Source organism: Labrys sp. HAY1-8F, assembly GCF_056754975.1.
Map to the genome: position 1 here is coordinate 1,975,517 of NZ_JBPGWZ010000002.1, position 12,773 is coordinate 1,988,289.

Annotated in this window: 14 protein-coding genes, 1 tRNA gene and 1 pseudogene; 7 read left to right on the top strand and 9 right to left on the bottom strand. The window is 62.7% G+C overall.

All coding sequences use genetic code 11. The features are described from left to right. Nucleotides 1–2: 2 nt before the first annotated feature. The 5 genes from ACR9ZN_RS18140 to apaG all read right to left on the bottom strand — a co-directional run bounded on the left by ACR9ZN_RS18140 (nt 3) and on the right by apaG (nt 5,687). A complete protein-coding gene (locus ACR9ZN_RS18140; RefSeq protein ID WP_481274369.1) occupies nt 3–1,241 on the bottom strand; it encodes an acetylornithine transaminase in 1,239 nt (412 codons plus the stop codon). Between the two features lie 335 nt (nt 1,242–1,576). Continuing rightward, entirely contained in the window at nt 1,577–3,307 is a 1,731-nt protein-coding gene (locus ACR9ZN_RS18145; protein ID WP_481272830.1) for a flotillin family protein, read from the bottom strand. Nucleotides 3,308–3,313: 6 nt separating this feature from the next. Further along, complete coding sequence (locus tag ACR9ZN_RS18150) at nt 3,314–3,994, bottom strand: OB-fold-containig protein (RefSeq protein ID WP_441770285.1); 681 nt, start codon at nt 3,992–3,994, stop codon at nt 3,314–3,316. Between the two features lie 13 nt (nt 3,995–4,007). Then, nucleotides 4,008–5,114 (bottom strand): PspA/IM30 family protein, encoded by a 1,107-nt coding sequence (locus tag ACR9ZN_RS18155; protein ID WP_454815566.1) that lies wholly within the window; start codon nt 5,112–5,114, stop codon nt 4,008–4,010. A 180-nt stretch (nt 5,115–5,294) separates the two neighbouring features. Next, nucleotides 5,295–5,687: a Co2+/Mg2+ efflux protein ApaG gene (apaG, locus tag ACR9ZN_RS18160; RefSeq protein WP_149253924.1), complete on the bottom strand. Its 393-nt coding sequence runs from the start codon at nt 5,685–5,687 to the stop codon at nt 5,295–5,297. Nucleotides 5,688–5,799: 112 nt separating this feature from the next. On the opposite strand from apaG, the gene ACR9ZN_RS18165 reads away from it, so the two are divergent. The 4 genes and pseudogenes from ACR9ZN_RS18165 to ACR9ZN_RS18180 all read left to right on the top strand — a co-directional run bounded on the left by ACR9ZN_RS18165 (nt 5,800) and on the right by ACR9ZN_RS18180 (nt 8,385). Next, entirely contained in the window at nt 5,800–6,825 is a 1,026-nt protein-coding gene (locus ACR9ZN_RS18165) for a hydroxyacid dehydrogenase (protein WP_454815568.1), read from the top strand. Between the two features lie 70 nt (nt 6,826–6,895). Further along, nucleotides 6,896–7,387: an acyl-CoA thioesterase gene (locus ACR9ZN_RS18170; protein ID WP_434957862.1), complete on the top strand. Its 492-nt coding sequence runs from the start codon at nt 6,896–6,898 to the stop codon at nt 7,385–7,387. A 158-nt stretch (nt 7,388–7,545) separates the two neighbouring features. Further along, nucleotides 7,546–8,146: pseudogene (locus tag ACR9ZN_RS18175) on the top strand (nitroreductase family protein). 164 nt (nt 8,147–8,310) lie between these two features. Then, a tRNA-Gly gene (locus tag ACR9ZN_RS18180) sits at nt 8,311–8,385 on the top strand. 140 nt (nt 8,386–8,525) lie between these two features. On the opposite strand, the gene ACR9ZN_RS18185 is transcribed toward ACR9ZN_RS18180, so the two are convergent. Further along, nucleotides 8,526–8,951 (bottom strand): septal ring lytic transglycosylase RlpA family protein, encoded by a 426-nt coding sequence (locus tag ACR9ZN_RS18185; protein WP_454815577.1) that lies wholly within the window; start codon nt 8,949–8,951, stop codon nt 8,526–8,528. Between the two features lie 210 nt (nt 8,952–9,161). Here ACR9ZN_RS18185 and ACR9ZN_RS18190 point away from each other — a divergent pair, with 210 nt between their 5' ends. From ACR9ZN_RS18190 to ACR9ZN_RS18200, 3 genes are all read left to right on the top strand, one after another. Then, nucleotides 9,162–9,353, top strand: coding sequence for a CsbD family protein (locus tag ACR9ZN_RS18190; RefSeq protein WP_454815579.1), 192 nt, complete (start codon nt 9,162–9,164; stop codon nt 9,351–9,353). Between the two features lie 35 nt (nt 9,354–9,388). Continuing rightward, complete coding sequence (locus tag ACR9ZN_RS18195) at nt 9,389–9,649, top strand: GlsB/YeaQ/YmgE family stress response membrane protein (RefSeq protein WP_068288273.1); 261 nt, start codon at nt 9,389–9,391, stop codon at nt 9,647–9,649. A 427-nt stretch (nt 9,650–10,076) separates the two neighbouring features. Beyond that, nucleotides 10,077–10,229: a hypothetical protein gene (locus tag ACR9ZN_RS18200; RefSeq protein ID WP_454815581.1), complete on the top strand. Its 153-nt coding sequence runs from the start codon at nt 10,077–10,079 to the stop codon at nt 10,227–10,229. Between the two features lie 46 nt (nt 10,230–10,275). On the opposite strand, the gene ACR9ZN_RS18205 is transcribed toward ACR9ZN_RS18200, so the two are convergent. The 3 genes from ACR9ZN_RS18205 to ACR9ZN_RS18215 are packed head-to-tail and all read right to left on the bottom strand — an operon-like array spanning nt 10,276 to nt 12,734. Continuing rightward, nucleotides 10,276–11,238 carry a pyridoxal-phosphate dependent enzyme gene (locus ACR9ZN_RS18205; protein WP_454815583.1) on the bottom strand — a complete coding sequence of 321 codons (963 nt, stop codon included), beginning with the start codon at nt 11,236–11,238 and terminating at the stop codon, nt 10,276–10,278. Between the two features lie 36 nt (nt 11,239–11,274). Beyond that, nucleotides 11,275–12,003 carry an amino acid ABC transporter ATP-binding protein gene (locus tag ACR9ZN_RS18210; protein ID WP_434957868.1) on the bottom strand — a complete coding sequence of 243 codons (729 nt, stop codon included), beginning with the start codon at nt 12,001–12,003 and terminating at the stop codon, nt 11,275–11,277. Beyond that, nucleotides 12,000–12,734: an ABC transporter permease gene (locus ACR9ZN_RS18215; RefSeq protein ID WP_454815585.1), complete on the bottom strand. Its 735-nt coding sequence runs from the start codon at nt 12,732–12,734 to the stop codon at nt 12,000–12,002. The genes ACR9ZN_RS18210 and ACR9ZN_RS18215 overlap by 4 nt, the downstream gene beginning before the upstream one ends. Nucleotides 12,735–12,773 lie beyond the last annotated feature (39 nt).

Consider the following 12,773-nt stretch of genomic DNA (forward strand, 5'->3'; position numbering starts at 1 on the left):
CGTCAATGTCCGGCAGTCTTTGGCTTGCTCGAGAGGGCGACACAGGCAGCCTCGATTCGGCGCACGCCTTCGAGAAGTTCTTCATCCGAGATGATCAACGGCGGCAGCAGCCGCGTGACGTTGTCGCCGGCCGGAATGGCCACCAGCTTTTCGGCCCTGAGGGCGCCGACGAATTCGCCCGGCGTCACGCGCGTGCGCAAGCCGAGCATCAGGCCTTCGCCGCGGATCTCCTCGATGATGTCGGGGAAGCGGTCCTTGAGCTCGGCCAGGCGCTGGCGCAGCAGCAGGCCGGCTTTGGCGACATGCTCCAGGAACCCTTCCTCGAGCACGACGTCGAGCACGGCATTGCCGACCGCCATGGCAAGCGGATTGCCGCCGAAGGTGGTGCCATGAACACCGGCCGTCATGCCCTTGGCCGCCTCGTCGGTGGCGAGGCATGCGCCCATCGGGAAGCCGCCGCCGATACCCTTGGCGACCGCCATGATGTCGGGCGTCACGCCAGCCCATTCATGCGCGAACAGCCTGCCGGTGCGGCCAACGCCTGTCTGCACCTCGTCGAAAATCAGGAGAAGCCCCTTGTCGTCGCACAGTTGGCGCATGCCCTTGAGGCAAGCCTGCGGGAAGGAGCGGATGCCACCCTCGCCCTGGATCGGCTCGACCAGGATGGCGGCGGTTTCCGGCGTGATCGCCCGGTCCAGCGCCTCGTGGTCGCCGAAGGCGATCTGGTCGAAACCGTCGACCTTGGGGCCGAAGCCTTCCAGATATTTGGCCTGGCCGCCGGCAGCGATGGTCGCCAGCGTACGGCCGTGGAAGGCGCCCTCGAAGGTGATGACGCGGTAGCGCTCGGCATGGCCGTTGGCCGACTGAAATTTGCGGGCCATCTTGATGGCGCATTCGAGCGCTTCCGCCCCCGAATTGGTGAAGAAGACCTTGTCCGCGAAGGTGGCGTCGGCCAGCCGGCGGGCAAGCTTCTCGCCGCCCGGCATCTGGAACAGGTTGGAGGTGTGCCAGATCTTCTGGGCTTGCTCAGTCAGCGCCGACACCAGATGGGGATGGGCATGGCCAAGCGAATTGACGGCGATGCCCGCACCGAAATCGAGATAGCGCTCGCCGTCCGAAGCGATCATCCACACGCCCTCGCCTCGCTCGAAAGCCACGTCCGCTCGGGCATAGGTCGGCAGGATGGCCGACGGGGCGGGATCATGGGAGAGCTGAGATTTGACGGAGGCGTTCACGGGTATGGCTTTCAAGTTGGCAATTCTAGTGGTTTGAGACAGTCCTGGGATTTGAGATAGTCCTGGAACATCATGATGACAGGAGCAAAGCGCGTTTTGGCGAAACCGCACTTTGTTCCAACTCTTGGTTCCGACGCGTCTTTGCGATTCTTGGCGATGCCAGCAAATCGCAAAACGCTTGGGCCAAAAAATCAAAACGCCGCCCCAAGGTTGCTGCTTGAGGGCGGCTGTTTCAACGAAAAATATATTAGGCGTGAGGACGATGCTGTCAATGGCAGCGTTGGAGCGGACCGGCGCGGTCAGGTCAGGCCCGCGCCGTGTCCCCGTTCATGCACCCACCTTCAGCCGTTGTGCTTGGCATCGTCCACTTCCGGCGACCCGATTCCGTCGGGGCGGCCAACGGTCGGCGCCTTGTGTCCTGCGCCTCCGAGCGAGGCGGCCAGTAGTGCCTGGGTGGGATCGGCCCCCTTGAAGCCGGCCTGGGCCAGGATCTCGTCGAGGATGGGCTTTTGGGCGGTGAAGCTGAGTAGCTGGCTGGACAGGTCGCCGATCGGATGGCCGCCCTGATCGCCGCCTGCGCCCGCACCACCGAGAGCACCGACCAACCCACCCGCGCTGAAGATCCTGATGTCGGAAATCTTCTCGATCGGCTTCATCGCCTGTTCCAGTGCCAGCGGCACGATCGCCACTCGGGCCTTGGCGAGTTCGAAGCCGATGATGTTTTCCGCCAGTGCATTGCGCGCCTCGTTCTTGGCCCGCTCGGCACGCGCTTCGGCTTCGCCCAGTTCGATCACGCCGGTAGCGCGGATCTTGGCCGCCTGCGCTTCGGCGTCGGCCTGGATCTTGGTGGCGGCGGCCACGTTCTCGGCCGCCTGCCTCTCCGCCTCGGCCTTGACGGTGATGGCGGTCGCCGCCTGCTCGGCCGCCTTGCGGGCATCGATAACGGCGATGCGCTTGGCGCGCTCGGCGATTTCAACCTCGCGGGCGGTGGTGACCTGCTCCTCGGCAGTGATGGCTGATGCTTTCGCCTCATCCGCCTTGGCACGGGCAGCCTGCTCTTCCTCCATCTTGCGGGCCACCATGATCGCTGCGTCGATACGCGCGGTCTCGGTGATCTTGCGGGCCACCGCTTCACGCTCGGCAATGCCCTGCTCGGCCCCGATACGCGCAGCCTCGCGGGCCTGGCGCGCTTCCGCGTCGCGCTCGGCGATGCCCCGGTCGGTATCGAGCCGGGCGGTCTCCTGGCTCAAGCGCGCCAATTGCTCGGCCTTGGCCGTTTCGGCGCGGGTTTCGGCCGTCTTGTTGGCGATATCGCGTTCCTGGCTCAATTCCGCATCGCGCTGCTCGCGCTCGATGGTGAGGCGCCTCAGCGCGGCCTCGCGGTCCTTGGTGGCGATCTCAACCTCGTTGTCGCGCACGATCTGGTTACGCTCGCGCTTGCGCTCTTCGGTGATCTTGGTGAGGGCGGTCAGGCCCTCGGCATCGAATGTGTTGTTCGGATTGAAATGCTTGATGTCGGTCTGGTCGAGGCGGGTGAGCGAGACCGATTCGAGTTCGAGACCGTTGGACTGTAGGTCGTGCGCCACCGCCGCCTGCACCGATTTGACGAATTCGGCGCGCTGCTCCTGCAGATCGCGCAGCGACATGGTCGCAGCTACCGAACGCAGGCCGTCGACGAATTTGGCTTCCACCAGAGCCTTGAGCGCATCGGCGTCGTTGGTGCGATCGCCCAGCGTCTGGGCGGCGAGCGCGATGTTCTCGGCATCGGGCTTCACCCGAACATAGAATTCGGCGGTGATGTCGGCACGCATGCGGTCCTTGGTGATCAGCGATTCATGTTCGGAACGCTTGACCTCGAGCCGCAACGTGCTCAGCGACACCCAGGAATAGGAGTGGAAGATGGGCAGGATGACCGAGCCGCCGTCGAGCACCACCTTCTTGCCGCCGAGGCCGGTACGCACATAGGCCTTGTCGCGCGTGGACCTGGTGTAGAGGGTCGTCATGATGATGCCGATGACGACGATGGCCGTCACGATCACACCGGCAATGAGCCCCAACGAAAGGAAGTCCATGGTCGTTCAGCTCCTGTTGTTGTCGAGATCGAGAGGCTGCGGCGCGGGAATGGCCTGGAAGAGACCATCGACCCCATCAACGATCACCACGAGCGCGCCTGTCTCGATGACATGCCCCGGCGCGGCTTTCGCGCGCAGGGCATGAAAATTGTCGTAGCGGTCCTTGACCCGCACGCTGCCGGGATTGCCCTGGTCGAGCGGGCCGATGGTCACCGTGCCGATCAGTCCGACGAACTCGTCCTGGCTGAGCACGCTGGTCTCGTCGCGCGGGATGATCCGGGCGACGCCCCGGCCGATCCAGCGTGTGGAGGGAAGGGCTGCCGCCAGCGCGCCAGGAACGGCAATCAGGCTCGGCAGCGGCCCGGCAAGGCCGGAGGCAACCGCCTGGATGGCGAAGCCGAAGGCCGCAAAGGCCGAAAGCAGGATGACGATGAGCACGAGGATGGGCACGCCGCCCGCATTGAGCCATGACGACCAGGCGCCGAGCAGGCTGCTATCGTGATCGCCGGGGGCATGATGCCCGAGGCCTTGATGCTCGAAGCCCTGGAATCCGAAACTATCGTCGAGCAAGGCCGAGACGGAAGCGCCAAGCAGCACCGAGACGAGCTCGACCACGCCGATGCCGATCACCGTCAACAATGCCACCCAAAAGGGCGCCGTTCCCGGCTGGACCAAAGTTTCCATCATCACGGGGCTTCCATCAGCGCTGGCCTTCCCTGAACGCCTTGAGCCGCGCCTCGATCGCATCCTGGCGCTGCAGCCGCCCGAGTTCCTCTACCTCGACGGCCGCGGCGACGGGCTTGGTCGGGACCCCAGTCACGCGCTCCACGGCCGCCAGCGCGTCGGCGAGCCGCTGGTCGTTGCGCTGAGAGGGCGTCACGGCTGCGGGAACGGCGCGCTCCGCCCGCTTGGCATCCTCCAGCCGCTTCATCGCATCGGCCCGGGCCGAGGCTATGCTGCGCAGCGTGGTTTCGGCTTCGGCAATCTCGCCGGCGTTTTCGGCAATCGCCTTGGAGAGTGCCTCCCGTTGTGCTTCCAGATCGATCTGGACGCCCGTCGCGGCGCGGGCGAGATCCTCTCGCCCCTTCTCCAGGCCGATCTTGATCTTGCCGTCGAGGTCTCGGATCTCGGCATCGAGATCGTCGGCCTTGGCCTTGAGGCGGTGGCCGGCGGCAACGGCGACGCCGAGCGCGGCCCGCGCCTCCTCGGCGATCTTGCCGATCTCGCGCACGGCCTGTTGGGCAACCGCGGTGGGATTGGAGGCCTCAGCCGTATCGACCGCATTGTTGACGACACCGGCGATGACCCGCCCGAGCCGGGCGAGAATACCTTCGTTGGACATCGGGGTCTCCTTCTGAGAGTGGACGTTGGCCTGCACGCCGACATCGATATGCAGCGAGGGGCCTTCGAAGACGAGGCGGGCTTCGGCGAAATCGTCCCAGCCGCCACGATAGCCGCTGACCGAATAGGGCATGACCACCCGGCCATCGATGGTGGCGATGCTGACACTGTCCGGCCCCTTCACGGCGAACAGCTTGGAGTCGAGCGGAATGTCGTCGATCGGCACGCCCGACTGCCGCCGGCTGTGATCGCGCAGGGCCAGGGTCGCCATGCGCGAGGGTAGCCCGGTCTTCAGGCGGATTTCCTCATAGGCTTCCTCGTGCAAAGCGACGAGATTAGCCCCTTTGGTCCCGTCGAGAATGGCCATGGCCCGGCGATAGGCAATGAGGGTGGCCTGCAGCGCACCGCGATCTTCGGCGGTCGGCGCCAGGACGAAAACCATGGTGGCATCAGGCTTTCCGGTCATGTTTAATATAATAAAGCACTTCCTTGTTGCTTTCAAGGAAGAGAGCTGCATTTTTGGGCGTACTAGGTCAGAATCGGGGCGTGGACAGTGCTTTCGCCTCTTGCTCCCCAAGCGAGCTCTTCCAAAAAACGGATATCACGACATGCGGACATGTCGCTGTGATGTCCGCGCTCCTCGGGTTCAGTTGACGCTGCGCTTGGCGTAGGGGCTGTCGAGCGAGAAGGCCGGAATGGCGACCTCGAAATTCTCGCCGCTGTCGGCCACCATGAGATAGGTGCCCACCATCAGGCCGGACGGCGTTCCGAGGGGGCAGCCGGAGGTGTATTCGAAGCGCTCGCCGGGCTCCAGCACGGGCTGCTCACCGATGACGCCCGCGCCCCTGACTTCCTCTCGGCGGCCATTCTCGTCGGTGATTTCCCAGGCTCTCGACCGAAGCTGCACCGTCTCTGGGCCCATATTGGCGATCTCGACCGTGTAGGCCCAGAAATAGCGTCCCTCCGCCGGCCGCGATTCCTCGGCAAGGAATCGGGGGCGGACCGTCACTTTGATATGACGTGTGATGGCGCTGTACATGCCCTGATTTACGCATCCACGGGCTCCGCCGTCAAACCCGCTTATGGTCCGACCATTGCAGACTCCTTCGCGACTCTTCATGCTTTGCAGGTTTCCGTGCACAGGACCCGCCATGGCTGCCTCCGTCATTCTCGTCGATCCCCTGCCGCGTACGCTCGAACAGATCATGGCACCGCCGGTGCGAGCCCGGCTCGAACGTCTCGGGCGCCTGGTCATCAGCGAAGCCAGGCCGATGAGTGACGACGAAATCGAGGCGCTGCTGCCCCACACCGTGGCCATCATCGGGCAGACGGCAATGCCCGCCGAGAGGCTGGAGCGGGCCCCGCGCCTCAAAGCCATCATCAATGTCGAAACGAATTTCCTGCCCAATATCGATTATGCCGCCTGTCAGGCGCGCGGCATCTGGGTGCTGACTCCGGCCTCGGCCTTCGCGGCTCCGGTGGCGGAAGCGACGCTGGGCCTTGCTCTCGACCTTGCACGCGGCATTAGCGCGGCCGACCGCACTTTCCGCGCCGGCGCCGAAACCTATGGTCTGGAGGCCAATAGCGATACGATCCGCTTCGAAGGTGCCTCGGTCGGCATCATCGGCTTCGGGGATCTCGGCCGCAAATTCCGTGAACTCATCCGCCCGTTCCGCAACGAGGTCAGGGTCTACGACCCCTGGCTGCCGGCCGAGGTCATCGAACGGCTGGATTGCCGGCAAAGCGACCTCATGACGCTGCTGGAAGGCAGCCGCTTCGTGGCGGTGTTCGCCGCCCCTACCACAGAAAACGCCCATTTCATCGGCGCATCTGAATTCGCCCGCATGCAGAAGGGCTCGGCCTTCCTTTTGATGAGCCGGGCCGCCGTCGTCGATTTTCCTGCCATGCTTGCCGCCGCGCGCAGGGGCCATATTCGCGTGGCCACCGACGTCTTTCCGGTCGAGCCGGTTCCGGCCGACGATCCCGTGCGGGCCACGCCGAACATGGTGTTCTCGGCCCATCGCACCGGCGGCACCAGGGATGCCCTGCTCGAGATCGGCAGCATGACGGTCGCCGATCTCGAACTCATCCTCAAGGGCTTGCCGCCGCAGCTCTGTCGCCGCGCCGATCCCTCCCTTGCCAGCCGCCTGCGCTCCCAGCCGGTGAGTAAGACCTGATTCCGGCTTCCTATCCACGGCCTCTCCACTACACTCGGCAACGAGTCACGAGGACAGAGGAAACCGGCCCATGGATCGACGCCGCCTGGAAATGACCGTCTTGATGACACCGGACATGGCCAATTTCAGCGGCAAGGTGCATGGCGGCGCGCTGCTCAACCTGCTCGACCGCGTCGCCTTCTCCTGCGCTTCGCGGTTCTCGGGCCAATATGCGGTGACCCTGTCCGTCGACCAGGTGATGTTCAAGGAACCGATCCAGGTCGGGGAACTCGTCACTTTTTTGGCCTCGATCAACCATGCCGGCCGGACATCGATGGAGGTCGGCATCCGGGTGGAGGCGGAGAACATCCGCTCCGGTATGCGCCGGCACACCAATTCCTGCTACTTCACCATGGTTGCTGTTGACGACGAGGGTCGCCCCTCTGCCGTACCGGCTCTCGCAGTGAGCGGGCCGACAGAGGAACGCCGCTATAAGGCTGCGGAACTGCGACGAACCCTGCGCCGCGAGATCACTGCCCGTCTGGAAGCCGTGGCGGAGACCGGCGTCGACAGCGGCGGCTGACAGAGCTCCACCATCGACATATCAACTTGATCGAACCTAACGATCGAGATTATGCAGGTTTCCGATATGCCTATTTCAAGGCATGGAGTTTTGCAGTCGAGGTTGCGTTCGAGCGCCTCTTCCGCTTTGGCAAATTTTCATTGAGAGAAATTCTTCTCATGTCCAAGACCTTTATCGACCATATCAAGACCCGCCGCACGCAATATGCCCTGGGCAAGACGTTGCCCAAGAGTTCAGGAAGAGATCTCACTGCTGATCCAGGACGTGATCAAGCACGTACCTTCCTCCTTCAACTCGCAGAGCTCGCGCGCCGTGATCCTGTTCGGCAAGCAGAGCGACAAGTTCTGGCACCTGACCAAGGAGATCCTGCGCAAGATCGTGCCGGCCGACAGCTTCGCCTCGACCGAGGCCAAGATGGACAGTTTCGCCGCCGGCGCCGGCACCGTGCTGTTCTTCGAGGACCAGAATGTGGTGAAGAACCTGCAGGAGCAGTTCCCGCTCTATGCCGACGCCTTCCCAGCCTTCTCCGAGCAGTCCGGCGGCATGGCCCAGTTCGCCGTGTGGACGGCGCTGGCCGAGCATGGCATCGGCGCCAGCCTGCAGCACTATGCCCCGCTGGTCGACGAGGCCGTGCAGAAGGAATGGCACGTGCCGACGTCCTGGAAACTGCGCGCCCAGATGCCCTTCGGCTCCAACGAGCAGCCCTTCCCCGAGAAGAACTTCATGAGCGACAATGATCGCTTCAAGGTCTACAGCTGAGATCCGTCGATACGGGCTGGCGCCGTGAACCGGCGCTATGAGCGAATGATTGCGAGATCGTCAGGCCCGGCCTTGTGCCGGGCCTTGTCACATCCAATGAAAAGCGTGTGGGTGGCCTTGATCCACGCCCGAGAAACAGGCTACAAGATCGCAGCAATCGCGACGCGGGTGTAGTTCAGAGGTAGAACGTCAGCTTCCCAAGCTGAATGTCGTGGGTTCGATTCCCATCGCCCGCTCCAAAAACCCCTTTAAAGATCAACAGCTAAACGACCATCGCGCATTTGGCGAAAGCAAGTCGGATAATGCTCCGGACGCAAAAGGCGCCCCTCCAGCCCGAGGGTCGAGGGGGCGGATATGCCACTGTCCGTGCGGCAATGAGCTATCGTCGACGCGGCGGAAGCTTTGGCTGTGCGTTGGCCTTTTCCGAGGCCAAGGAAGGCGCTGCAATCTTGGCGACTGATACCCTGGTCGTGCCAGTCTCGATCATCCCGACGGCCTTGGCGGCTCCGTAGGAAAGGTCGATCATGCGACCCCGCTTGTGAGGGCCTCGGTCGGTGACGCGGACGACAACGCTCCTGTGGTTCTTGAGATTGGTAACGCGCAGCTTCGTTCCGAAAGGTAAGGAGCGATGGGCGGCAGTCAGTCCTGCTGGATTGAAGCGTTCTCCGTTTGCGGTACGATATCCCTTCAGCTCCTTGCCATAAAAGGATGCCGTGCCTAGGGTTTCTGCATGTCCAGAGACCATAGCCATGAATATAATGATCATGGAAAAGGTGAAAATGCCGCTTATGATACGCATGCCCATCCAGTCAATTCCTTCTGTAATTGACGATTAATTACGGTAGGAATCGAATGGTTTCGATTTTATTACCTGCCAGTTGCGACGGGGAGTGACGCGACCACTAACACGGCTCAAGAACTGCGAGGAGGTCCCCCCTAAGTCAAAATCACTACGGAACCTCGAAAGGACGCCAGCGTTTGTGAACTGGGGGTCTGCATTCAAGGGAGTAACCGAGTGAACAGCACAACGGACAAGGTCAAGGGTCTCGCCAACAAGGTGGCGGGTTCGGTGAAGGAAGGCGTCGGCAAGGCCGTGGGTAATCAGGAGATGGAAGCCGACGGCGCGATTCAAAAAGCCAAAGGAGAGGTCCAGGAGGCCAAGGGCAAGGTCAAGGACGCGGTCAAGTCGGTAATCGACAAGGCGTAAATCCCAGACAATCCGATAGATGCAAAGGTGAATGAATGGATCGTCCCGAGGTTGGTTGGATCGCCGCGATAATCATTGGCGGCTTGGCCGGTTGGCTGGCTGAAATGTTCATGAAGAGCAATACCGGCGTCCTCATGAACATCATTCTTGGCATCGTAGGTGCAGCCCTCGCCAGCTTTCTGCTGGGCTTGCTAGGCGTGGGCTTCGGTGGATGGCTGGGCTACCTTATCGCCGGCTTTATTGGCGCCTGCATCCTCATTGCCCTCGCTCGAATGCTCAGCGGCTCTCGCGTCTGATGCTCGAGGCCAGATGGGGCAAACGCCACCCCATCTGGCCTCTCTCGCGGCATACGACGGAGGATGCGCCTCGGCAGCGCCGAGTTTTTCCATTCAGTCTTGAAACGTCAGCATCGTATCGTTGCGGCCTTGACTATTTCACCCCCGGGTGTTACCGGTAAGTAACATCGATGGAGAATCAGAAGGCTTTCGGGGGAAGGGGGTTCTCGCCGATTTAAACGGCTCCAACAGCCGCCCAAACATGGATCTTTTCGCCTGCATTGCGCATGTTTAAGTATGCGCCCACTAGGCAAGGATCAGTTCGTTTCTTATTCAATAACGAAATAATATTTAATTTTTAGCTTGCGTGAAATTTCATCGCGCTTGTGGAGCATAAAACCTCCTCTTTGGAAGCTTTATCTCCGTATATTTTCGAGAGATTCCAGAAATGAAGATTATCATCACGTCTATATTTCTACTTCTTAGCGCCGTTACGGCCATCACGCTCACCTCGGTCTCGGCTGAGCCTGCCGGCGACAACACGGCCATCACGCATGGGCAGGCCCACGAAGCCACGCCGGACACGCGTTTCCTCGCCTGACCAGCCAACGCCCTCCGGATCGGTCCAGCAGCCGGAGGGCGCTCCTTTAGCCGAATACCGCTTTCGTCAGCTTGTCCCGGTCGTAATTGGCCCCGCACAGCACCACCACATTGACCTGTTCGCGGCACGCGCTCGCAACCTTCGTGAAGCCCGCCAGGGCCAGGCCGGCAGAGCCTTCCACCAGCATGTTTTCCTTGAAGGCGAGGTCGCGGAGCGCTGCGACGATTTCCTCTTCCGTGCAGATGATCGTCTCGTCGACCACCGACATTGCGAGACCAAGCGTCATCGTCTCCTCGGCGACACCGCCGGCGACGCCGTCGGCCAGCGTCTCCAGGTGCTCGGTCTCGACCACCTTGCCCGCCGCCATCGACATGGCGAAGGCGCAGGAATTGCGGGCCGCGATCCCGTAGATGCGCGCGCCTGGCAGGAAGCTCTTCAACACGCTGCCGATCCCACTGATCAGCCCGCCCCCGCCCATCGCGATGAAGACATTGTCGATGGCGGGGTGCTGGTCGAGGAGTTCCAGCCCGATGGTGCCCTGCCCGGCCACCACATCGGGATCGTCATAGGCCGAGATATATTCATGGCCCTTGTCACGGGCGAGCTCGAGCGCATGCTGCTCGGAATACCAGGTCTCGGCGCCGAACAGCCGCGTCTCCACGCCATAGGAACGGATACGGGCGAGCTTGGCGGCAGCAACCGTTTCAGGCAGTACCACGGTAAGGTCCCGCCCGAAGGAACGGGCAGCCTGGGACGAGCCGATGCCATGATTGCCGGACGAGGCCGTGACGAGATGGCGCCCCGGCTCCATGGCCGAAATCTTGGCGCTGGCGCCGCGGATTTTGAAGGAGCCCGTGAGCTGAAAATTCTCGGCCTTGAAGAAGAGCTGGCTGCCTGCTTCGGCGCCGATCTGCCGCGACGGCAGCAGAGGCGTTTCGTAGATATGGGCCTTGATGCGCTGGCGCGCCTGCACGGAGCGGGCGGCCGAAGCCAGAACGTCGGGGTTCATGACAGTCTACTCCTTGGCTGACACCCGATATCCAGATCAGTGCCGCGCGATCTGGTGCAGGAAATCCCGGGTGCGGGGATGCTGGGGATTTTCGAAAAAGGCCTTGGGTTCGGCGCTCTCGACGATGCGGCCACCATCGAGGAAGACCACGCGGTCGGCCACATTCCTGGCAAAGCCCATTTCATGGGTCACCACGACCATGGTCAGTCCCTCGCGCGACAGATCCACCATGACATCGAGCACCTCCTTCACCATTTCGGGGTCGAGGGCGGAAGTTGGCTCGTCGAACAGCATCACCTTGGGCGCCATGCAAAGCGCCCGGGCGATGGCCACGCGCTGCTGCTGGCCACCGGAGAGTTGGCCGGGGTAGGAAGCGGCCTTATCGGCGAGGCGCATGCGCTCCAGCATCGCCATGGCGAGATCAGCCGCCTCCTTGCGCGCGAGGCCGCGCACGCGGCGCGGTGCCAGAATCAGATTTTCCAGCGCGGTTTTGTGCGGGAACAGGTTGAACTGCTGGAACACCATGCCGACCTCGCCGGCGAGGTCGAGCACATTGGTGCAATCGGGCGCAAGATGGTGGCCAGCGATGCGGATATCGCCACCACTACGCGTCTCCAGGCCATTGAGGCAGCGGATCAGGGTCGACTTGCCCGAGCCCGACGGACCGCATAGCACCACCCGCTGGCCCTCCCCCACCGACAGGCTGACGCCCTTGAGCACGGTGTGGGGGCCATAGGCCTTGGTGAGATTGGAGGCCAGGATCATGGCGCGGCCTCCGCGGCCTGGCGGGAGGGCGCGCTCGCCTTGGACGACCCGAAGCCGGTCGAACGGAACAGCACGCTCTCGCCGGCCCGGAAGATCAGGCTGAAGGCAAAGCCGACCAGGAGATAGACGAGGCCGGCGACGATGAATACTTCGAAGGGAGCATAGGTCTTGGCGGTAAAGGCACGCGCCGCGCCCGTCATCTCCATCACGGTCACGGCGCTCGCGAGCGAACTCGCCTTCAGGACGAGGATGAGCTCGTTGCCGATCGATGGGAAGATCGCCCGGTAGGCCTGAGGCAGCACAACATCGATAAAGGTGCGCCGGCGCGACAGGCCGAGCGACACGCAGGCCTCGAACTGCCCGGCCGGTATCTTGCGGATACCGCCGGCGATCACCTCGGCGACATAGGCCGAGGAATTGATGCCGATCGCCAGGATGGCGCAATAGACGGGATCGCGCAGAACAGGCCACAGCACGCTGTTGCGAACCGCGGGAAACTGCGCCAGGCCGTAATAGAGAATGAAAAGCTGCACCAGCAACGGACTGCCGCGCAGCAGGAAGGTGTAGAGCCAGGTCGTCCCGCGCAGCAGGCGGAACTTCGAGACCCGGCCCAGGGCGACCGGCAGCGCCACGAACTGCCCGACCGCAAAGGCAGCCAACGTGATCAGCAGCGTCAGCTTGAGCCCGGTCAAAACGACGGGAATGGCGCGGAGCAGCATTTCCAGGGACATGTCGCCTCCTAGAGCAAAGCGCGTTCATGAACGCTTGTT

Bases quoted from the DNA above. Each gene is read 5' to 3' on its own strand.
- ACR9ZN_RS18145 (WP_481272830.1), bottom strand. From the start codon at position 3,307: ATGGACTTCCTTTCGTTGGGGCTCATTGCCGGTGTGATCGTGACGGCC.
- ACR9ZN_RS18150 (WP_441770285.1), bottom strand. From the start codon at position 3,994: ATGATGGAAACTTTGGTCCAGCCGGGAACGGCGCCCTTTTGGGTGGCA.
- ACR9ZN_RS18155 (WP_454815566.1), bottom strand. From the start codon at position 5,114: ATGACCGGAAAGCCTGATGCCACCATGGTTTTCGTCCTGGCGCCGACC.
- apaG (WP_149253924.1), bottom strand. From the start codon at position 5,687: ATGTACAGCGCCATCACACGTCATATCAAAGTGACGGTCCGCCCCCGA.
- ACR9ZN_RS18165 (WP_454815568.1), top strand. From the start codon at position 5,800: ATGGCTGCCTCCGTCATTCTCGTCGATCCCCTGCCGCGTACGCTCGAA.
- ACR9ZN_RS18170 (WP_434957862.1), top strand. From the start codon at position 6,896: ATGGATCGACGCCGCCTGGAAATGACCGTCTTGATGACACCGGACATG.
- ACR9ZN_RS18185 (WP_454815577.1), bottom strand. From the start codon at position 8,951: ATGGGCATGCGTATCATAAGCGGCATTTTCACCTTTTCCATGATCATT.
- ACR9ZN_RS18195 (WP_068288273.1), top strand. From the start codon at position 9,389: ATGGATCGTCCCGAGGTTGGTTGGATCGCCGCGATAATCATTGGCGGC.
- ACR9ZN_RS18200 (WP_454815581.1), top strand. From the start codon at position 10,077: ATGAAGATTATCATCACGTCTATATTTCTACTTCTTAGCGCCGTTACG.
- ACR9ZN_RS18205 (WP_454815583.1), bottom strand. From the start codon at position 11,238: ATGAACCCCGACGTTCTGGCTTCGGCCGCCCGCTCCGTGCAGGCGCGC.
- ACR9ZN_RS18210 (WP_434957868.1), bottom strand. From the start codon at position 12,003: ATGATCCTGGCCTCCAATCTCACCAAGGCCTATGGCCCCCACACCGTG.
- ACR9ZN_RS18215 (WP_454815585.1), bottom strand. From the start codon at position 12,734: ATGTCCCTGGAAATGCTGCTCCGCGCCATTCCCGTCGTTTTGACCGGG.